20 protein-coding genes and 1 riboswitch are annotated in these 21,397 nt (G+C 45.6%); of the genes, 10 read left to right on the top strand and 10 right to left on the bottom strand.

The features are described 5' to 3' along the window. The first annotated feature begins 13 nt into the window (after positions 1-13). Genes L0660_RS21505 through L0660_RS21495 form a run of 3 tightly spaced genes read left to right on the top strand, consistent with a single transcriptional unit; the run spans position 14 to position 3,453 of the window. Positions 14-610, top strand: coding sequence for a TIGR00730 family Rossman fold protein (locus L0660_RS21505; RefSeq protein ID WP_026629344.1), 597 nt, complete (start codon positions 14-16; stop codon positions 608-610). A 19-nt stretch (positions 611-629) separates the two neighbouring features. After that, positions 630-2,201, top strand: a complete 1,572-nt coding sequence (locus L0660_RS21500; RefSeq protein WP_235161265.1) for an OmpA family protein — start codon at positions 630-632, stop codon at positions 2,199-2,201. Positions 2,202-2,211: 10 nt separating this feature from the next. Beyond that, positions 2,212-3,453, top strand: a complete 1,242-nt coding sequence (locus L0660_RS21495; protein WP_235161264.1) for a TCR/Tet family MFS transporter — start codon at positions 2,212-2,214, stop codon at positions 3,451-3,453. On the opposite strand, the gene L0660_RS21490 is transcribed toward L0660_RS21495, so the two are convergent. From L0660_RS21490 to L0660_RS21480, 3 genes are all read right to left on the bottom strand, one after another. Next, entirely contained in the window at positions 3,450-4,061 is a 612-nt protein-coding gene (locus L0660_RS21490; protein ID WP_233794879.1) for a heme-copper oxidase subunit III, read from the bottom strand. The genes L0660_RS21495 and L0660_RS21490 overlap by 4 nt on opposite strands. Positions 4,062-4,143: 82 nt before the next feature. After that, complete coding sequence (gene ispE, locus L0660_RS21485) at positions 4,144-4,953, bottom strand: 4-(cytidine 5'-diphospho)-2-C-methyl-D-erythritol kinase (RefSeq protein WP_235161263.1); 810 nt, start codon at positions 4,951-4,953, stop codon at positions 4,144-4,146. A gap of 9 nt (positions 4,954-4,962) precedes the next feature. Then, a complete protein-coding gene (locus tag L0660_RS21480) occupies positions 4,963-6,426 on the bottom strand; it encodes a M28 family peptidase (RefSeq protein WP_235161262.1) in 1,464 nt (487 codons plus the stop codon). Between the two features lie 318 nt (positions 6,427-6,744). Here L0660_RS21480 and L0660_RS21475 point away from each other — a divergent pair, with 318 nt between their 5' ends. After that, positions 6,745-8,229 carry a xylulokinase gene (locus tag L0660_RS21475; protein ID WP_235161261.1) on the top strand — a complete coding sequence of 495 codons (1,485 nt, stop codon included), beginning with the start codon at positions 6,745-6,747 and terminating at the stop codon, positions 8,227-8,229. 88 nt (positions 8,230-8,317) lie between these two features. Here L0660_RS21475 and L0660_RS21470 read toward each other — a convergent pair whose 3' ends face one another. Then, positions 8,318-8,659, bottom strand: a complete 342-nt coding sequence (locus L0660_RS21470; RefSeq protein WP_235161260.1) for a single-stranded DNA-binding protein — start codon at positions 8,657-8,659, stop codon at positions 8,318-8,320. A 256-nt stretch (positions 8,660-8,915) separates the two neighbouring features. Here L0660_RS21470 and L0660_RS21465 point away from each other — a divergent pair, with 256 nt between their 5' ends. Genes L0660_RS21465 through L0660_RS21455 form a run of 3 tightly spaced genes read left to right on the top strand, consistent with a single transcriptional unit; the run spans position 8,916 to position 11,733 of the window. After that, positions 8,916-9,272 (top strand): hypothetical protein, encoded by a 357-nt coding sequence (locus L0660_RS21465; protein WP_235161259.1) that lies wholly within the window; start codon positions 8,916-8,918, stop codon positions 9,270-9,272. 33 nt (positions 9,273-9,305) lie between these two features. Continuing rightward, positions 9,306-10,181, top strand: a complete 876-nt coding sequence (locus L0660_RS21460; protein ID WP_233794873.1) for an aldo/keto reductase family oxidoreductase — start codon at positions 9,306-9,308, stop codon at positions 10,179-10,181. A gap of 31 nt (positions 10,182-10,212) precedes the next feature. After that, positions 10,213-11,733 (top strand): GH3 auxin-responsive promoter family protein, encoded by a 1,521-nt coding sequence (locus tag L0660_RS21455; protein WP_235161258.1) that lies wholly within the window; start codon positions 10,213-10,215, stop codon positions 11,731-11,733. On the opposite strand, the gene L0660_RS21450 is transcribed toward L0660_RS21455, so the two are convergent. Then, positions 11,724-12,308 carry a hypothetical protein gene (locus L0660_RS21450; protein ID WP_235161257.1) on the bottom strand — a complete coding sequence of 195 codons (585 nt, stop codon included), beginning with the start codon at positions 12,306-12,308 and terminating at the stop codon, positions 11,724-11,726. The two genes, L0660_RS21455 and L0660_RS21450, sit on opposite strands and share 10 nt — an antisense overlap. A gap of 59 nt (positions 12,309-12,367) precedes the next feature. Further along, positions 12,368-12,949 carry a hypothetical protein gene (locus L0660_RS21445; protein ID WP_235161256.1) on the bottom strand — a complete coding sequence of 194 codons (582 nt, stop codon included), beginning with the start codon at positions 12,947-12,949 and terminating at the stop codon, positions 12,368-12,370. 139 nt (positions 12,950-13,088) lie between these two features. Here L0660_RS21445 and prfA point away from each other — a divergent pair, with 139 nt between their 5' ends. Continuing rightward, the gene (gene prfA / locus L0660_RS21440) at positions 13,089-14,162 is read left to right on the top strand and encodes a peptide chain release factor 1 (RefSeq protein ID WP_233794869.1); all 1,074 of its coding nucleotides are present in this window, start codon (positions 13,089-13,091) and stop codon (positions 14,160-14,162) included. A 54-nt stretch (positions 14,163-14,216) separates the two neighbouring features. Here the strand turns inward: prfA and L0660_RS21435 are convergent, their stop codons facing one another. Beyond that, entirely contained in the window at positions 14,217-14,774 is a 558-nt protein-coding gene (locus L0660_RS21435; RefSeq protein WP_235161255.1) for a DUF255 domain-containing protein, read from the bottom strand. A 52-nt stretch (positions 14,775-14,826) separates the two neighbouring features. Next, the gene (locus L0660_RS21430) at positions 14,827-15,780 is read right to left on the bottom strand and encodes a DMT family transporter (RefSeq protein WP_235161254.1); all 954 of its coding nucleotides are present in this window, start codon (positions 15,778-15,780) and stop codon (positions 14,827-14,829) included. An 83-nt stretch (positions 15,781-15,863) separates the two neighbouring features. Next, positions 15,864-16,065: riboswitch (cobalamin riboswitch) on the top strand. A gap of 76 nt (positions 16,066-16,141) precedes the next feature. Between L0660_RS21430 and L0660_RS21425 the strand changes: the two genes are divergently transcribed. Then, positions 16,142-18,034, top strand: coding sequence for a TonB-dependent siderophore receptor (locus tag L0660_RS21425; RefSeq protein ID WP_235161253.1), 1,893 nt, complete (start codon positions 16,142-16,144; stop codon positions 18,032-18,034). A 51-nt stretch (positions 18,035-18,085) separates the two neighbouring features. Further along, entirely contained in the window at positions 18,086-19,168 is a 1,083-nt protein-coding gene (locus tag L0660_RS21420; protein WP_233794865.1) for a YncE family protein, read from the top strand. Positions 19,169-19,243: 75 nt separating this feature from the next. Here L0660_RS21420 and L0660_RS21415 read toward each other — a convergent pair whose 3' ends face one another. Together L0660_RS21415 and L0660_RS21410 are read right to left on the bottom strand one after the other, a co-directional pair. After that, positions 19,244-19,984: a M48 family metallopeptidase gene (locus L0660_RS21415; RefSeq protein ID WP_051350046.1), complete on the bottom strand. Its 741-nt coding sequence runs from the start codon at positions 19,982-19,984 to the stop codon at positions 19,244-19,246. Between the two features lie 69 nt (positions 19,985-20,053). Continuing rightward, positions 20,054-21,391, bottom strand: a complete 1,338-nt coding sequence (locus L0660_RS21410) for a DEAD/DEAH box helicase (protein WP_233794863.1) — start codon at positions 21,389-21,391, stop codon at positions 20,054-20,056. Positions 21,392-21,397 lie beyond the last annotated feature (6 nt).

Here is a 21,397-nt window from a genome sequence, read left to right as displayed (position 1 = left end):
TATATATTAAACTATGCAATCAATCGTAGTCTATTGCGGTTCCAATCCCGGTAAAAAAACGATCTATGCGGAAACTGCGTACACGTTAGGCGCGGAGTTGGCAAAACGAAACATCAGACTCATTTACGGCGGCGGCAACATGGGCCTAATGGGCCGTGTGGCGGACGGAGCCATGGAAAACAATGGTTCTGTGACCGGGATCATTCCCAACTTTCTTGCCAAACTTGAAGTAGCGCACAAAACGCTGACTGAAATCCACTTTACCGAAACCATGCATGAGCGCAAGGCTAAAATGGTTTCCCTTACGGACGGCGTTATTGCGCTTCCGGGTGGTTATGGCACATTTGATGAGCTTTTTGAAATACTAACCTGGTCGCAGCTTAAAATTTTCAAAGGGCCAGTCGGGCTCTTGAATGTTAGCGGATTTTACGATCTGTTGCTTTTGCAACTTGATAAAATGGTGGAGGAAGGATTTTTACACCCTGATAATCAAAAGCTTTTGGTGGTAGCTGACAATGCTGCTGACCTTTTGGAAAAAATGGAGGCATTTCGTGTACAAAACATAGAAAATAAGCCTCTGGATAAGTCGTTATATGTAGATAATAACTAAGTCACCCTTCCAAAAAACGATGCGCATTTCGACACTGACCGTGCTGTTTCTTTCCGTTTCCCTTTGCGCCCATGCGCAGCTGGAAAATCTCGGAAAAACGGTAAACACCGAATACAATGAAATTAACCCCATTATCTCGCCTGATGGCAAGACCATCTACTTTTCAAGGGTAAGCCATCCGCAAAATACGCATGGCGCCAAAGGCAGTCAGGACATCTGGTTTTCGGAATTAAAAAACGACAAGTGGACGCAAGCCCGCCGCCTTCCCCAGCCGCTAAACAAGGAAGATTACAACAGTCTTTACAGCATTACACCCGACGGTAACACATTACTGATCAAGGGTTCATACAAAAACGGCGTGTACGAAACGCGGGGATTTTCAACCAGCAAAAAAACGGCACGCGGGTGGGCTGCTCCCAATAAGATTGATATTCCGGGTTATGCCAAAATCAGCAAAGGACAGTTTGACTGCGGCTATCTTTCAACGGATGGTAAAACACTGGTGATGTCATTCAGCGAGAAAAAGAACAGCAAGGTAGACGACATTTATGTGAGCTTCAAGGCCAAAGATGGTTCCTGGTCCAAACCTATGAACCTGGGCAATGAGATCAATTCAGAAGAATTCACCGAAACAACACCTTTTCTCGCTCCCGACGGGGTAACATTGTATTTTTCGAGCGACCGCAAAGGCGGCCAGGGAAGCAACGACATTTATTACAGCAAGCGCATTGACAAAACTTGGAAACGGTGGAGCCGGCCCGTAAACCTGGGCCCGGCCATTAATTCCGACGGTTATGACGCATACTACACCATTTCGGCTGTGGGCGATTACTCCTATATGGTCTCGTTCAAAGACACGGAGGGCAAAGGGGATGTGGTTCGTTATAACCTGAAACCAAAAGAGGTTCCCGGCGACACGGCCGAAGCCCCGATTGCCAGCGTTCCTGTCTCCGACCCTGTTGTCATGATCAGTGGTAAGGTAATCGACTCCAAAACGGGGAAACCTGTGGAGGCGACGATCATTTATGAAAGCCTGGCCGACGGTGAGGAAGTCGGAACCGCGACGACCAATCCAACCACCGGTGAATACAAAATCGTCCTTCCGTATGGTCAGAAATACAGCATGCGTGCCGTAGCGCCGGACTTTATTGCCGAAGGCGAGAACATTGACCTGAGTGATTCCACCGCTACCAAGGGTTTTAAAGAAATCACCAACAAATCTTTGAAGCTGATCCCGATCGAAGAAGGCCAGATTGTGCGGCTTAACAACATTTTCTTCGCCACAGGCAAGTCAGCATTAAGTCCGGAGTCCTTTCCCGAACTGAACAGGATCGCCATTTCAATGACTGAAAATAAGACCTTGGCCATTGAATTGGGTGGGCACACAGACAACACCGGCAGCGCGGAATTCAACATTAAGCTATCCCAGGACCGGGCCGATTCTGTCCGGGAATATCTGATCGGAAAAGGAATCGAGCCGGACCGGGTAGGCAGCAAAGGTTATGGTGAGACGGTTCCGGTTGCCAAAAACGACACGCCCGAGGGCCAGCAGCAAAACCGCCGTGTTGAGTTCAAGATCTTGAAGAAATAACATCTCTCACATGAATGACAAACGTTCTCCCGCACTTGGTTTTATTTTTGTCACTCTGTTAATAGATGTAATCGGCCTCGGCATTATCATTCCGGTAATGCCCAAACTGATCAGCGAGCTCACCGGCGACAGCATTAGTGCTGCGTCCCGTGATGGCGGCTGGCTTTTATTTGCTTACGCATCCATGCAATTTCTTTGCGCCCCCATTATTGGCGGGATCAGTGACCGGTTTGGCCGCCGGCCTGTGTTGCTTGCCTCGTTGTTTGGTTTCGGCATTGACTACATTTTTCTTGCTTTTGCCCCTACACTCGCATGGTTGTATGTCGGGCGCATCATTGCGGGTATCATGGGCGCGAGCTTCACAACGGGCGCCGCGTACATTGCTGACATCAGCACACCCGAAAAACGGGCGCAAAACTTCGGCTTGCTTGGCGCTGCGTTTGGCCTGGGCTTCATTATTGGCCCGGTTGTCGGCGGTTTGCTCGGTCAATATGGAACCCGCGTTCCGTTCATCGCTGCTGCTGCATTCTCCTTGTTAAACTGCCTTTATGGCTATTTTATCTTACCTGAATCACTTTCTGTAGAGCATCGCAGGAAATTTGAATGGTCACGGGCAAACCCGATTGGCTCTTTAAAAAACCTGAAACGTTACCCGGTCATTTACGGATTGATATTCTCACTGGGGCTGCTTTATGTAGCATTGCATGCGGTGCAAAGCAACTGGTCGTTTTATGTTATTGAAAAATTTGGCTGGGACGAAGCGCATATTGGCTATTCATTGGGCGCTGTGGGTGTGCTGAGTGCATTTGTACAAGGTTATTTAATACGGCTAATTTTACCGAAACTTGGGCAGAAGCGAGGTGTTTACATTGGTTTACTCTTGTATGCCGTTGGATTTATATTATATGCATTTGCCACGCAGGGCTGGATGATGTACGCCTTTATGGTTCCTTACATTATGGGCAGCATTGCCGGGCCGGCGTTACAAGGCATCATTTCTACGCAGGTGCAACCCAATGAGCAAGGCGAAATTCAGGGCGCATTAACCAGCCTGCAAAGTCTGACATCCATTATTGGCCCACCATTAATGACTAATCTATTTTCCTTTTTCACGCAGCCTGCCGCGCCTGTCTACTTGCCGGGCGCACCCATGATCATGGCGGCTGTTCTCACATTACTGAGCACATTCCTTGCCAGAAGGAGCCTCAAACGTAATTTCTCAGGAAGCGTTAATAAAGAAGGATCGAACTAGTAAAGAACGATAAGGAAGAGAAATACAACGAGCCAGAGCGCACCGGTAAAGTGCCAGTATCTTGTCAACAACTTAATCTTTAACTTATTAGGTGCATTCACACTGTAAATGAAAGAATCTATATAAGTCCGATTTTTAATCGCTTTCTGGAAAAGAATGCTTAGATAAATCACACCGGCAACGATATGCACCAGGTGTAATCCGGTGAGGAGATAAACTAGCCCGCTGGAAGTTGTTACTCCTTCAAATACGCCTGCATTAAGCATTTCAGCCCATCCGCCAACTTGTAGTAAGATAAATGTGATTCCCAGAACTAGCGTTGCGCCAAGGAATACGCGGTAATGCAAAAAACGCTCACTCGCAAAAGCCAGGTTGGCTTCGTGTAATGTAATACTACTGAACAGGATCACCAATGTGCTGAGCCAGAACATATCTGGCAGAACCATCATATGCCCGGTTTCCCTTTGCACCCTCACCAGGAAAATAATGAAGATGGAAGTAAACAGCAACGAGCTTCCGACCACGCCCAGCCAAAGCATAAACCCGAGAGGTTCCCGCCGTTTGGTGAAAGGGTTTTCCTTTAATTTGGTCGTTGGTTTGGCGCTCATTTACAACTCTTTCTCTAATGGTTTGCAAGCGGGAGGTGAATATAACTACTATTTCCCGCGTTTTGTAGCCTGCTAATATTTTTTAATCCAATGGCCCCTGCCAGACTTTGTAATCGGCAAAATGCTTCTGCAAATCCTTTTTCAGCTCAAATATTCCAAACAAGGTTGACCCCGAACCGCTCATAGCAGCATACAAGGCTCCTTGCTGATACAATGCTTCTTTTATTTCTCCTAAGAGAGGATATTTAGGGAAAAGCGTTGCTTCAAAATCATTTTTTACTTTATACTTCCAATTTTCAATCGGCTCTTTCAACACATTACGCAGATCATGCTCATTCCGTTTCGGGACAATGCCTGAATATGCGTCAACAGTTGAAATATGCAAACCAGGATTTACCAGAACAATCCACTTTCCCTTCAAATTCAGGTCGATATCCTCAAATTCATCCCCTTTCTGAAAACAATAAGCAGGCTTGTTCGAAATGAAAAAAGCGCAATCACTCCCTAATCTACGTGCGTAATCAAGCTGTTTTTCAAAAGATATTTTAAGGTCAAACTGCTCATTCAATGCCTTGATCGCAAATGCAGCATCCGCCGAACCACCACCAAGCCCCGCTCCGATCGGAATGCTTTTTAATAAATGTATTTTCACTGCCGGCAAAGCATAATCTGCTGCGATCATTTGATAAGCCTTTGTACAAAGGTTATCAGATGAATTTCCCGGGATCACTATTCCGTCACTCCGGAAGGAAAATTCGCCTGCCAATGTTATTTCCAGCGCGTCAGACCAGCCAACGGGATAGAAACAAGATTCAATATTATGGTAACCGTCAGCACGTTTTTCGACGATATTGAGGCCTATGTTAATTTTTGCGTTCGGAAATACAAGCATTACTAGGTTTTATTGTTCCCACCGCCACTCCTGCCCAATGACCAATTCTTCCTTCAACCCCTGTGAAATCAGAAAATCCCGTGTTTTGGTATCAGAAAGCTTGGAAACGGCTATGGTTTCGGTGTTTGCCAGCGCATACAAATACATGGACGCAATGCGCACGGTATTTTCAAACTGATCTTTGTTTACAAGACTAAAATCATCACAATCAGCGTGGTAACATTGCAAAACATTCGGATCCAGATGACCGGATAATCCTGCTATGGGAACGCCTTCAAGCATAAATGGCTGATGGTCGCTGTGCAAGCCAGCACGGTTAGACGATTCGTTCTTAAAGCTTTGGTCTACATGCTGAATGGCACTGCCTACACCTGCAAAAAACTCGTTCATTTCGTCCCTTCCAAAAGCATTAACGCCTTTCGGATCGTTTGTCATATCCAGGTTCATCATATAACTCACCTTATTAATCTCTCCCGATTTCTTTAATTCGCCCACGAAGTGCTTTGATCCCAAAAGGCCCTGCTCTTCGCCCATGAATAATACAAACTGAATCGTGCGCTCGGGCTTCACTTTCAACGCTTTGAAGGTTCTCGCAATATCCATTACTGCAAATGATCCTATGCCATTGTCGATTGCGCCGGTGGCCAGGTCCCACGAATCCAGGTGGCCGCCGATGATCACTTTCTCATCTGTTTTTCCCCTTAATGTTGCAATCACATTCCTTGCCTTAATCGGTTTCGAAATGTTGTGCATATCAATGTGCGCTTCGAGCGGGCCTTCTTCTTTCAGCCATTTGCGCAGCTCACCGCCGCTTTCGTTTGAAATACAAACCGCCGGAATCGAAATGATAGCACCAGTTACAGAAGCTGTTCCCGTAAGCAAGATCTTGCCCGGCGCTCCATTAACCATGATCACGCCAGTTGCGCCATATTTGATTGCCAAAGCCGTTTTCTCCGAACGGTGCAGGTTTTTCTTACCAGGAGATCCTACTAAGTTAATGTTCGCAAGGGCTACTTTGCCTTTTACACGCTCCTTAATTGCCTCAAAGTCCTCTTCAAGACCATTGCCTACATCTACGATTTCACCCTGAAGTTTGGATTCTACAGGTGAGTGGGCCAGTGAAACAACCGGAACTTCTCTGAAATTATCGCTGCTGCTTGGTGCAATAGACAATGTTACCGTATCGCGCATCCACGCTTCAACCTCAAACGGCTGAAAGGCAACATCTGTAAACCCGTAACTTTTCAGGAGCTGAAATGCATATTCTTCGGCTTTTTCTCCATTCACACTGCCGGTAAGCCTATGCCCGATCGTCTTTGTTGCTTCACCAAGCGTCTGGTACGCTTTGCTGTTCTTTCTTACCTCACTATCCAGCCGGGAGAAGGGTTTTTCCCACTTTTTTTCGATGGGACGGAATCCGGCGAACATCACAATAAAGCCACCAATCAAAACCACTTGTACAATTTTTTTCATAATACCCATTGACGGATGCTCCGTTTTCTTAAAATTTACACCTTGAAATCAACAATCAGCTATTTGGTGCTTTGCTTCGATAACACAAATAAGACTACAAATAGATTCAAATTGTTTCAATATCTTCATTAAAATAGTGAATTTTTCCGGCACTGGATATCTTTTTCGTTTTTCGTGGTAAAAGCGGTTAGACAGTAAGAAAATAAATAAGTGTAATATTTACACTTAACAGTTTGCTTTTTCAAAACCGAGGGAACATTTTTGTATTTTTTTCGGCTTATATTTAAATATTACAGCAATTTTAATCATAATAGCACAATGTATTTCTTGGGATTCGATTTAGGCAGTTCGTCCGTAAAAGCATGTTTGATCCACGCAGACTCGGGAGCAGTGGCTGCCGCTGCATTTTATCCTGAACGGGAAATGACGATCGCCGCACCCAAGCCGGGCTTTGCGGAGCAACAGCCTGAAATGTGGTGGCAGAATGCCTGCCTGGCTTCAAAGGCAGTAATCCAGAAAGCTGGCATTTCACCGGAGGAGGTTGGCGCGATCGGGATCTCATATCAAATGCACGGTTTGGTGGTTGTAGACAAGGACATGAATGTCTTGCGTCCATCCATCATCTGGTGCGACAGTCGCGCAGTTGAGGTTGGAAATAAGGCAATGGAAGCATTGGGCGAAGAATACGTGCTTCCGCACCTGCTTAATTCTCCTGGCAATTTCACGGCATCCAAATTGGGTTGGGTTAAGGAAAATGAACCTGACGTTTATGCAAAGGTTTATAAATTCATGCTTCCGGGCGATTACCTGGCGGCACGTATGACCGGCGACATTGTTACCACGCCATCGGGCTTATCCGAAGGTATTTTTTGGGATTTTGTCAATGACCGGCCGGCAGATTTCCTTTTCGATTATTTCGGTTTCAATCACGAGATTATGCCGGAGGTTTTACCCACATTCTCGGAACAAGGAAAAGTTACGGCATCCGCAGCCGAAGCATTGGGACTTCGCGCTGGCATTCCTGTCACCTATCGCGCTGGCGACCAGCCCAACAATGCATTCTCGCTGAATGTCCTCGAACCGGGCGAAGTTGCGGCAACTGCCGGAACATCCGGCGTGGTTTATGGCGTGAGCGATCAGGTGAAATTTGACGCAAAATCCCGTGTAAATACATTCCTGCACGTTAACCCCATATCAAAAGCATCCCGTTATGGCGTATTGCTTTGCGTGAACGGCACCGGAAGTCTGAACGGCTGGCTGCGCAATTCGTTGTTCCAAGGCAATGTTTCCTATCCCGAAATGAATGCACTTGCTTCACAGGCCCCTGTCGGCGCTGATGGGCTGTTCTGTCTTCCTTTCGGAAATGGTGCAGAACGGATGCTTGAAAACCAGGATCCCGGAAGCACATTCAAAGGCTTACAATTCAGCCGCCACGGTCTGAACCACTATACACGCGCTGCACAGGAAGGCATTGTTTTCGCCTTGTACTACGGCATGGAAATCATGGAAACCGTAGGCGTATCTCTGAAAAATATCCGTGCAGGTGAGGCAAACATGTTCCTGAGCCCTGTTTTCCGAGAAACATTTGCCAATGTATCCGGGGCAACCGTGGAACTTTACAACACAGACGGCGCCCAGGGCGCTGCCCGTGCAGCAGGATTCGGACTCGGTTATTACAAAAACCGGTCTGAGGCATTTGTAGGCCTGTCTGCATTAAGCACGATTGAACCTGATCAAGCATTAACAGAAGCCACCAAAGAAGCTTACGGCAACTGGAAAGCAGCTTTGGAAAACAGCTTGTAACATCATTCCTGGTCTTAATAACTTCACTGTTGTTAAGACCAGGCTTTTTCTGTCTCATCCCTGCTAGATCATTGCAGCCAGCATTTATTTAAGCATTCGCCTCCTGCGGCTCTTTTCTGACAATCTCCTCCACTTTAAAAGCCACAATTTCCACCGCCCGCACCGGTTGATTATCCTTATTTATGTACTGGCGATGACTTAGTTTTCCTTCCACAGACACCATTTTTCCTTTTTCAAGCATAGCTTCGCAACGCTGCGCAAGCGGTCCCCACGCAATAATTGAATGCCATGAAGTCGATTTGACCTCCTCTTTGTTCTTATTGATATAATTTTCATCCGTTGCCAGCGAAAAAGTTACCGCTCTTCCGCCTTCAAACTCCTTCACATTAATTTCCCGCCCTACATTTCCGATTAGCTTTACTGAATTCATGATTTCTGTTTGTTTAAAATGAATACTTAACCTTACAAATCGATCGTGATCAATCGACAATGCAAATGTGCTGGATCGGTGGGATACGATTCGGTTATTAACTATTTACAGTCAGGTACAAGCATTTGCAGCCGTTTGCAAACGGGTAAATCCGTTAGTTTATCGCTGAAAAAGTAATTTTGCTATATTGCACTAAGAGATCACATATGCACACTTACCGGATTCCGTAAAGCGGATCTGAATAAACGTTGACAAAATGAAGAATTGCCTGGAATGCGGGAAACCACTAATGGGGAGGGTAGATAAAAAATTCTGCTTGGATATGTGCCGGAACAGCTACAATAACCGGTTAAATTCAGATTCTTATAACATCGTCAGGACCATGAACAACCAGCTCCGGAAAAATCGCCGGATACTGGAAGAAATCTGCCCCGAAGACAAAATCAAAACAACAAAAAGCCTGCTGACAGGCAAAGGATTCGACTTTAATCTCATCACCAGCATTCGCCCAACACTCAAAGGGAACATTTACCACTTTGTGTATGATTACGGTTATCTCGAACTGGAAAACGATATTTATCTGATCGTAAAAGATAAACGTTTGGATAAATAGATATTTTTGCACCAGCATTCAAACATCCGCCTTATGAAAAAAGTTAGTTTAAGCGACTCTGGCCCCAAAGTTTCCGAAGCAATTTACGGCTTCTGGAGGTGGACAGACGAAGGTGCCCAAACCACGTCTCAAATTGAAAAAACTGTCAATCTCTGTCTGGAACTGGGTATCAACACTTTTGATCATGCCGATGTTTATGGAGACACTGCGATTGAAGAGCATTTCGGGAAAGTAGTTCAAAATAAATCTTTTAAAAGAGACGAAATTGTCTTGTTTGGCAAATGCGGGATCAGAAAATCTGCTGATAAAAACCTGACTTATTACGACACATCCCGTGACCACATTGTCAACAGCATTAACGGATCGCTGAAACGCCTCAAGACGGATTATCTCGACATTTTTTTACTGCATCAAAGTGATTTTCTGGCCGATCCGGAAGAAACAGCGACAGCGCTTGCAGAAATTGTAAAGTCAGGAAAAACGAAACATATCGGCGTTGCCAACTTTACAGTTTTCCAGCACCAATTACTGGCTTCCTATTTAAGGATCCCGATCGTTACCAATCACATCGAATTGAATTTGATGAATACGACGGCTATTGAAGATGGTCGTATCGATTTTATTAAGCAAAATTTCAGTAAACCGCTCGCATGGGCACCGCTCGCGGGTGGGAAAATTCTGAACGGAACAGAAGAAAAAGCTGTGCGCCTTAGAGCCAAACTTGATGAGATCGGTAAAAAATACGATGCAAATATCGAGCAAACTGCCGTTGCCTGGCTGATGAGACTGGGGACTCTGCCCATTATCGGCTCACTTTCGGAAACACGTATCAGAAATGGCGCAAGCGCATCGGATATAAAACTCAGCCACGAAGACTGGTACGAAATTTACCATGTTGTAAGCAAATAATGATTTTGGTCAATTAAAAGCACAACTAAGCATGGCGGTAATCGGAGAACTGATAAAAAAGGCGATTGATTTTACAGGAATGATTACCAGTGATCCTGATCCTTTCAAAGCTCAGGAAAAAGTTTTACGAAACCTGCTTGAAACTGCACGATTGACCGCTTTTGGTAAAGCTTATGACTTTTCGGAGCTTCTGAAAGCTGACGATATTATTGCTGCTTTTCAGGACAAAGTGCCCGTTCACGATTATGACAAAATGTTCGGTGAATGGTGGCACTATTTGCTTGAAGGCCACCAGAATGTGACCTGGCCCGGCGGACAGCAGTATTTTGCGCTAAGCAGCGGGACCACAAGTGCCAGCAAATACATTCCTGTTACTGATGATATGTTAACCGCGATCAGGAAAGCAGGCATTTCAGAAATTACGAACATTCATGCATTCAATTTGCCCGGTGATTTTTTTACCAAACAAATTTTAATGCTGGGCAGCAGCACTTCCTTAATCCAGAAAGACGACCACCAGGAAGGTGAGATCAGCGGGATCAGTGCCAGTAACCTGCCGACCTGGTTTGGCGGATTTTACAAGCCGGGGAGAGAAATTGCAGATATTGCCGACTGGGACGAGCGCGTGAAAAGAATTGCAGAAGAAGCCCCAAAATGGGATATAGGATGCATTTCAGGAATTCCGGCGTGGGTTGAGTTAATGCTGAAAGAGATTATCAGCCATAATAAGTTGAACAACATTCATGAAATATGGCCGAATCTGATGGTTTATACAACCGGTGGAGTCGCATTTGAGCCTTATCGGAAGAGCCTTGAACAATTATTCGCTCATCCGCTTGTTTACATTGACACCTATCTGGCTTCCGAAGGGTTTATCGCTATTCAAAAACGCCCTGATACAAACTCCATGGCGCTTTTTCCTGATAACGGCATCTTTTATGAATTTGTGCCCTTCAATGGCGACCATGTGGATGAAAACGGTTTGGTGAAACCCGGTGCGCCTGTTTTGTCTCTGGAAAAGGCGGGGGAAAATGTCGAATATGTATTGTTATTGTCCACAGTATCAGGCGCATGGCGCTATATGATCGGTGATACGGTGCAAATTACAGACAAGGCAAAAGCCGAAATAAAAATCACCGGTCGCACCAAGCATTTTCTGAATGTAGTAGGTTCGCAACTTTCAGTGAATCAGATGAATGATGCATTGCGGGTTCTCGAACAAGAATATGATGTGGTGATCAAAGAATTTATCGTTGCAGCTGTACACAGAGGCGAGGATTATATTCACAAATGGATTTTAAGTTGCGATAAATCGCCGGATCCAATTAAAGTTGCTGAATCACTGGATAAAACGCTTCGGGAAAATAATAAGAACTATAATGTAGCGCGTGGACGTGCTTTGAAGGGGATCGAAACGGAACTGATCCCGGAAGAGATTTTCTATAAATGGAGCGAAGAGACTAAAAAACTCGGTGGGCAGGTAAAAATCCCACGCGTGATGAAGGAAGAAGATTTTCTTGAATTTGAGTCCTTTGTCAGGAATTACTCTTGATCTTCCTTTTTTCGTGCATCGAGCTGAGCGGCTTCCAGCTTTTTGACTTGCTCCATAATGTCGTCCGGTGAAAGATATAGCCGGGCGATTTTGCTTTTATATTTCTCCGACAAACTCGCGTGATTGAGTATAAAATGCTTTGTCTTAACGATATAGCTTCCTAGCCCATGATTCACTGCATAGGTGTCGGCGACTCTTTCGGCTTGCTGGATATATTTGGTTGAAAATAAATAACCGATCCCAAACCGCATCATTCCTATAACATCCCTGTTTTCATAATCCATCACATGACCCAGTTCGTGGCCTATCCAGCCAACCATAATGTCCGGCGGGATCTGGTGAATCGGGATCGCGGAAGTAGTTAACCGGAAAAGGGCACTAATGTTAATGTTATAGCCCCGTTTTGTCCCAAACATCGTCCCAATTTTGGGTTGCGCCTGCATGACGGATCGCTTAATGTTGCGCTTGAAAACAAAATCAATCCGCGTCTCCCGTAACTCAGGATAAAAAGACAAAGCCTTTAAAACCTCATTCTCAATAACTTTCGGAATCGTCTTATTAATAGGAGCTTGCATTGGGAAAAGGAACAGCAATTTTTACTTTAATTCTTAAAAAAAGCATTCCGGACACAGAATCAATCCTTCAACTGTTTCGCATCCAGCTTTCTGATGATGTCTTTTTTGTTGAACAACAGTCGCCATACTGCGAATGGTGTTTCGTCTTTTGGGAGGCATGATTTGCAGATGATGCTTTCTACGGGGACGGGCACATTGTAGACCAGTAATGTGTCGCTGAGTTGCTGGAGATTATCGCTGGCGACGGATTTGCTTTTGGCGCTGTAAAGATATGCGTCCAGCAATTCCCGCTCTTTCAGCGCGAGGTCGGGATTTTTAAGGTCAGTCATATCCAGAAGCTCAACCTTAACACCATATTCTTTCTGCAATGCGGCAACCACCGGAATTTCGGCTAATTTCTGGCAGATTTCTCCGGCTTTTTCCGGATGCTTTTCCAATTCGTTGGCTAGCGCCTTTTCAGCGATCTTAGCGATTTTTTTACCCCAGGCATCAGCCGAATAAACAAGCTGCGTGTTGGTCACACGTTTTATTTTTGACGCATTTATTTCGTTAGACAGCTCCTTCGTATTCTCAACGCGGTTTCCCGTATCGCAGCTCGTCATAAACATGATCAGCGCCGCAACAACCAGTATTTTTTTCATTTCCATGCACATTATAAATGGGTAACAGTATTCCAAAGCATCTAATTCACGAGCCCGCGGATATCTCAGAAAACCTTCATTTATCTAAAATGCGTATCTTTGTGCCCCGAATGCGTGGTGCCAAAGATATTCAATAAAGATGATCGATAAATTAGAAGCCATAAAAGAACGTTTCGAAGAAGTTTCGCAACAAATTATACAACCGGAAATCGTTTCGGACTCTGCCCGTTATTCCAAAATAAGCAAAGAATATAAGGATCTGGGAAAGATCGTGGAGCAGTATGCCCTTTATTTGAAATTGCAAAAAGACATAGCCGGAACCAAAGAACTCATCTCGACCGAAAAGGATGAAGAGCTTCGGGAAATGGCAAAAGAAGAACTGGACGACCTGACCCCAAAATTGGAGCAGCTCGAACAGGCGATCAAAGAGCTGCTTATTCCAAAAGATCCTAATGATAGCCGCAACATTATACTCGAAGTCCGCGGCGGAACCGGTGGTGATGAAGCTGCGATATTTGCGGGCGATATGTTCAGAATGTATCAGCGATTTTTTGAAAAAATGGGCTGGCGTTCTTCTATCATGGATTTTACCGAAGGCACCAACGGCGGATATAAAGAGATTATCTGTAAAGTTGAAGGAGAGGACGTTTACGGGAAAATGAAGTTTGAATCGGGCGTACACCGCGTTCAGCGCGTTCCGCAAACTGAATCGCAGGGTCGCATCCATACATCAGCGGCCTCCGTGGCTGTGCTGCCAGAAGCAGAGGAAGTGGATGTTCAGATAAATATGAATGATGTCCGCGTAGATACATTTCAATCGTCAGGTGCTGGTGGACAGTCGGTTAACACCACTTATTCCGCGGTTCGTCTGACACACATTCCATCCGGATTGGTGGTAAGCTGCCAGGATGAGCGTTCACAGTTGAAAAACAAGGACCGCGCATTGAGTGTTTTGCGTTCGAGGCTGTACGAGATCAAATTAAAAGAGCATAACGACGCCATCAGCTCGCAAAGAAAATCAATGGTAGGAAGCGGCGACCGCTCCGATAAGATCCGCACCTACAACTACCCGCAAAGCCGCATTACCGATCACCGCATTGGCTACACAGTTTACAATCTTCCGGCAGTTATGGAAGGTGACATCGGAGAATTTATCGAAAGACTACGCATCGCAGAGAACGCAGAGCGCATGCAGGAGGGAGAGACGGTTTAGAATTTCTACCAATATGGCATCGCTCCGCGATTTTGGTCCTGCGGAAATAGAAACCTACTTACCCGCGAACAACTCATTATAAGTCTTTGATTTATAAGTATCGAAGGCTTCTTTTTTGTGGTAATCTTCTCCTATGAATGTGATTACCTGGTGGAATTCTTTGGGTTTCATGTAGCCGGGTAAGGGCTGGATCATGTTGAATTCATCGTCCAGGAAAACGGTGGTTGGGTAACTGGGTTGGTTGTTGGTAAGAGCTAATGCGAGTTGATGTACACCGCGCCCGCCTTCGGAGAGAAATTCGAATTTTTTGTCTCCTAATGTGATGGCTTTTTTCTGTTCTGCATCGAGCTTGACGGCGTAGTATTTGCGGTTGACGTATTCGACAACTGCTTTATTTTTGAATGTTTCGCGGTCCATCACTTTGCACCATCCGCACCAATCAGTATATACATCGATCAAAACCTTGCGGGGCTCTTGCTGAATTTTAGCGTAGGCTTCTTCAATTGTTAACCATTGAATGCCTTCCGCAGGCCTGTTCTTGTCGGATCTGAAACCCGAGGCCACTGTTAGAATGGCCAAAAACAGAAAAAATGATGCAGCTGATCTTTTCATAACTTCATTTGATTTCAATAACTGAACAAATTTCACTGTGGAATAATTGTGCTTAACGGCTGACTTTATTATTTCGGTCGGCTGCCATAGCGGGCTTTCTTTTTGCCAGCGAAACCATAATCCCTCCCGCCACGATCAGCAACATGCCTGCGAACATAGAGAATGAAGGAATGGCCTCTCCCATGAAAAAACCGATCAGAACTGAGAACAGAATATTGGAATATCCAATGGCAGCAACGCGCCCGGCTTTGTCAAATGTGAAGGATTGCGTCAGCATTCTCTGACCCATGAGCGCCGTCAGTCCGAGCGCCAGAAAGCCAAGCCATTGCGCAATGTGAGTTGGCCAGGTGAATGTGCCAATCAGGAAATCCAGATTTTCCATAGGATAGTAAGTCCCGACGAGCATGGAAATAATGGGCATCACAATGCCGCTCAACATAAAAGAAAGAATGATCGCGCGTGAGTCATAAACAACACCTAACTGCCTGATTGACAAATAAGAAATTGCTGTTAACAATGCATTGCCAAGCCCTAAGGCATTGTCCCGCAGCGAAATGGAAAGGTCGGGCCGGAAAACGAACAGGATGCCGGTAAAGCCAACAAAAATAGCTGCCCACTCACGGGAATTGAGCGTTTCGCCGATCAGCAGCCAGGATAGCAATGCGAGGAAAATGGGATAAGTGTATTGGTATGTGGAGGCGCGGCCAAGCCCCAACGTTTGTATCGCATAAAAAAGCATATACAACGACAATGTGCCCACAACGCCGCGGAAAATAAGCAGCCCCAGCTTGCCTCCCTGCTGCCTTACAGGACGTCGCCAAATGCTGGTGACTACAAACACAACCCCAACAATGTTCCGGAAAAATACAAGCTGTACAATGTGGAAATCACGGCCGAGCCACTTGGAAATTGCGGAGGTGAGGGAAAAGAAAAATGCAGCACCGAGCATCAGATAAATGCCTTTTTGCGAAGAAGTTGCAGTCGGATTTTGAGCAGGAGCAGCCAACAATGATCAGGATTTTGGTCAAAGATAAAGCATATCATACAGAAGATAAAGGATATGTTACCGCGTCGGAAATCCCGCCAATTCACTACCTTTGCACCTTTGGCGCCGAAAGCTGCTTCAATGCGGCATGAAGGCTTAATAGGGAATTCCGTTGAACCGGAAGCTGTCCCCGCAACTGTGAGTCTGTTTATATTGATCCAATCCCCTATGCCACTGTTCCTCGAACGGGAAGGCCACGGACCAAAAAGACGAGCCAGGAGACCTGCCAGAAGTTGATCTATCAAATTTTGTTTTCGGAGGAAAAACAAAGCTGATAACGCTACATATTTGACACCAGGTGATTATTGACCGGAAGTTTTTTTTGGCTTTGACCATTGCCACATGGCTTTTCCGTCCGGAAATGCTCGTTGCACAGTCGGATAGCATTCGTTTGGAACCTGTTATCGTAAAGGGTTTTGTTCCTGAAAAATTCATGAGCGGGCTCAAAATCCAAAAGTTCGATTCGGCGTCTCTGAATCTTTTCCGCTTCCAGAATATCAGCGAGCTGCTTTCACTTTACACGCCGATTGCATTTAAAAATTACGGCCCCGGTCAGCTTAATACGGCCTCTTTCCGCGGAACGTCGGCTAACCATACCGCTGTGTTATGGAATGGTTTGAACATTAATTCTCCTATCCTTGGCCAGACAGATTATTCAACCATCCCAGTTACCGGTTTTGATCAGCTTTCTGTCCAATATGGCTCTGCTGCCAGCATTGTCGGCAGTGATGCCGTGGGTGGAAGTATTTTGCTGGGAAGCGCTCCATCGACCCAGCCTTTGCAGCTTTCAATCGGCCGGCAGCAGGAAAGTTTCAACAACCACCAGACCCAGGTTACAGCCCGCTATGCGGCGGTGATCAGTGATCAGTGGAGCTTTTCAGGCAAGACAAATGTGTATGACGGCCGTATGAACAACGATTTTCCATACACCGAGCGAAATCAATACACTGTTTTGCCATCCACTTCTTTCCAGCGTGGTCTGGTGCAGGATTTGTTTTTCAACTCAAAAAATGATCATCAGATTTCGGCGCATGTGTGGCTAACCCGTAACCGGCTCACGTTAACACCGGAAGACAAAGCTGGCCGCGAACTGACCTTAACGGAGGCTTACAGGACCATGTTACGTTATCAATTTAAAGACTTCACAATCCGCACTTCGTGGGTGAGAGACATTATTGATTATGCCAAAGGTGATTATAGTCAGCTGGACCATGCGGTAACAGACAAGTTTTCAAACCGTGTCGAACGCGATTTTCAATTCAATGCAATTCAAATTAAAGCAGGAGGCGAATGGGCACATTACCGCGCCCAGGTCGCTGGCTATGATAAAGCATTGGTGACAGAAAACAGAGGTGACATTTTTCTGTTAACGCGCTGGCAGGCCACCGCCCGACTGGTCATTTCCGGGAATTTAAGGCAGGCATTTGTAACTAAATTTGATCCGCCATTCACGCCTTCATTAGGAGCAGACTATTTTTTAGTCCAAAAAGAAGCCCATAATCTGAAATTAAGAGGCTCAATAGGAAGAAGTTATCGCGTGCCTACATTGAATGAACGCTTCTGGAAAGAACTCGGAAACCCGGATATCAGGCCGGAAAACGGGTGGAACAAAGAAGTTGGCCTCGAACAAAACTTTGTTATCGATGCTAACCAAACATTTTCGGCTTCCCTGACGGCATATCACAACCGCATTAAGGACTGGACTTATTGGAATCCTACGCAAAGTTACCGTGTAGAAAACTTGCAGCAAGTGCTCGCGCGTGGAATTGAAGCGCAGGCTGGGTGGCGGCATCAGATAAATGACTGGAAATCAGGCATCAACCTAGGGTATGCGCTAAATAAAAGTGCTCAGGAAAAAGCTTATGATGCCTATTCCTCGGATATTATCGGCAAGCAGCTTGTATTTGTGCCGATGCATTCAGGAAATTTGAATGCATTTATCCAATATAAAAATACGAGGCTCACAGGTCAGGCGCAGACGATCAGCAAGCGTTTTAGCACATTTGATAATACGCAATTTTTAGAAGGATATACGCTCACAAATTTGCTGGCAGAACATACTTTTGTCTGGGATAAAATAAAAATGCGGTTGCAGGGACAGATCAATAATCTGGCAAACACGTTTTATCTAAATGTAAGAAACAATGCAATGCCTGGCAGAAGCTTTGCATTAAGTTTAATTTTAATTTATGACCCGCCGCATTCCGCAAAGTAATGTCTTACAAGAGGTTATGTGGCAAAAACTTTACAACTAATAAAGCAAAAAATGAAAAAACAGTTATTCAGATTAGCATCTCTTACCTCTTTGTCTCTTTTCGCATGGTCGTGTAACCAAAGCGACCCAGCTCCGAAGGGTGATTATATCCAGGGTGTATTTGTGGTGAATGAAGGGAATTTCTCTCAAAATAACGGAGCGATCTCGTTCTTTACGAGAGAACAAACCACTGCGGAGATTGACATTTTCAACACGGCAAACGGGACTACATTGAAAGGCGGCGTGCAGGATTATGTGGCCCTGGACGCAACCGGGATCATCCTTGTGGACAATATGTCTGCCGGCCAGGATAAGGTTGAGATTGTCAACAGCAACACGTTCCAGAGAATTGCGACCATTGGCGCGCCGGAAATCGAGAATCCACGGGAAGTGGTTTTTGGGACCAACAACAAAGCATATGTGTCTTGCTGGGGGACCAATGCCGATTTCAAATTCACGACCGGTTATGTAGCTGTCGTTGATTTGGTTACCAATAAAGTGGTTGACCAAATCGAGATCACATCAGGCGGGCCGGAAAATCTGGTTTTGAATAACGGCAAGTTGTTTGTGGGAACGGTTTCCTATGGCGGCGGCACAACGTTGACGGTGATCAATACGACCACAAACGCAATTGATAAATCAATTTCATTTGAAAACGCACCAAACCCGATCGGGATTGATGCGGATGGAAAACTTTGGGTAAATGATGGCATTAAGGTCATTAAAATGAACCCTGATTCTTACAATGCAGACGCTACGTTATCATTGGGAAGCGATGCGACCAAATCTGCATCCAACTTTGCTTTCAGCCCGGATAAGAGAACGGTTTTCTTTGTTCTGTCATACTTTGATGCTGCCGGCGAACATGGAGGAACTTATAAATTCGGCATCAGCGACGCGCAGGTGAATGTTACGACGCCATTAATCAAAAGAATTTTCACAGGTTTGGCAGTTGATCCTACGCAGGGACTTTTGTATGCAGGTGTAACGCCTTCGTTCGCGCAGGCAGGTTATGCGCTCCGTTACCGCGCAGACGGATCACTTGTTGATTCAGTAAAAGTGAATGTTGCGCCAACAGGCTTCTTCTTCAAATAACAGAAGGCATATTCATCACAAACGAAAAAAGTCTCCTTCGCGGGAGACTTTTTTTATGTATATCAAATTGAAAACCTATTTGAAGAAACCTTGCGGATCTGGCTTCCTGGCTTTTAAAAGCTCCACAAAATCAAGGTTCATCTGGTTAAAATCGAGCGATCTTCCTTTATGCAAATGCTCCCACGATTTATCAAGATCATTGAGATTATAGTGTAACAAAGCCAGGTTGTATTGGCCTAATGCATAAGTAGAATCTATTGCAGTGGCCCTGTTAAGCAGTTCGGCCGCTTCATCCAGTTCTTCCTTTCGGCTTGTTATCGCGTATAATTTCAGATCAACGGTTGACAAATCGACAAGCAGCGGCACATTTTCACCCTGCAAACCAATTCCCCGGCTTAGCATTCTTTTGGCCTCCACCCAGTTTTCGCGCTGGTAGGAAATAACGCCCAGGCCCCAATATGCTTCCACATTTTTATCATTGAGTAAATGCGCGAGATTGAAGCGATAGCAAGCGGTATCCAATGCTCCTTCCTGCAAATATTCCCAGGCACGTGCGGTAAAAAAGCTGCTCGCCTCAGCGCGACTTGTAAATGACTTGTCGCATTCACTCAAAAAACGGATTTCCTCGTCAATCTGATCAGAAGTTTTGCTTACTTCCCCAAAAAGCGGGAGCACGCGTCTTTCTTTTAAATCTAAGGGCTTTTTTTGGGCAAGGTTCGTATCTGTATTCGGTCCGGCACTCGCGAGATGGGTGTTTTGTGCAAGGCCAAATACTGGGATAAGAATAGCAAGCCAAATAACAACGGACTCTTTCATAGGTGACTTTAATAGAGAAACAGGTTTTCTATTGTCCAAGTTAAACGGTTTTATCTAAATAGTATTGCATTATTTCCGTTTACTTCTTCCGGACGAATTACGACGGTTTGACCCTCCTTTATTGGGTTGTTTCTGCGCCGGGCGATACGTTTTTTTCTTCTCGTGAAAGGCTCCCAAAAACGTCGGATCTTCCTTTCTTTTTTGGTTATCTATCTCCCTCAGCATGTCCTGGCGTTCTGTAACGGGCGTTGAAGCGACTTCCAGATCCTCAGGCAACTCCATCCGCGGGATTTCCATGCGGATCATTTTTTCGATTTTCCGGATGTGATATTCGTCGGCCATGGTCATGAATGTGATGGCCTGTCCAATGCGGTTTGCACGGCCCGTTCTGCCGATCCGGTGCACGTAATCTTCGTAAATCAGCGGAACGTCGAAATTGATGACGTGGCTTACTTCCGTGATATCAATGCCCCGGGCTACCACGTCCGTTGCCACCATTACGCGCACGGAACCTTCTTTAAATGCTTCCATTGCATTGGTCCGCGTGTTCTGTCCTTTGTTGGCATGGATTACTTTCAATTCATCCTCGCGCACCACCCTATCGAGCAGATTCTGATGGACCAATCCGGCAACTTCCCGGCTCCTCGTAAAAATCAAGACACGGTTGAATGCTTCCCGATCTTTCAGTAAATGGGTCAAAAGATTGATTTTCGTGCGAAAATTGGGCAATTCGTAAATGGATTGGGAAACCATTTCGGCCGTTGTGGCCTGAGGTGTTACTTCAATGCGCGTTGGGAATTCGAGAAATTCGAAGGACAGCCTTTCCACTTTATCCGAGAATGTGGCTGAAAAAAGCATATTCTGCCTTTTTGTGGGAATGATTTCGAGCAATTTCCGGATCTGCGGCATGAAGCCCATGTCCATCATTTTGTCGGCTTCGTCCAGGATCATCACATTCAGATGCTTGACAATGACCTCTTCCTGAAAATAAAGATCCATGAACCTGCCGGGCGTGGCCACAATGATGTCAACGCCCTTCCGTATCGCCTCGATCTGTGCCTTGGCTCCTACTCCACCGAAAAGCACAACTGTACGAATGTCGGTGTACTTGCTCAGCTGCGCGATGGCTTCTGAAATTTGCATGGCCAGCTCGCGCGTAGGAGCCATAATTAATGCCCGGGCGTGCTCGCCCTGGGCATATTTAATCCGCATTAAGAGCGGCAATGTATAAGCGGCGGTTTTGCCTGTGCCTGTTTGGGCTATGCCCAGAATGTCCTGTCCCGATAAAGCGAGCGGGATGGCCTGCTCCTGGATGGGCGTTGGCTCGGTGTATCCCGCTTCTTCAATGGCATTGAGTAATTGACGGTTAAGCTTGAATTGCTCAAATTTGTTTTGCGTAGTCTGCATCGCGCA

The sequence above is a fragment of the Dyadobacter sp. CY351 genome, assembly GCF_021502625.1.
GTDB lineage: Bacteria > Bacteroidota > Bacteroidia > Cytophagales > Spirosomataceae > Dyadobacter > Dyadobacter chenhuakuii.
Note: the sequence above shows the minus strand (reverse complement) of the source record. Positions and strands in the feature narration are given on the sequence as shown.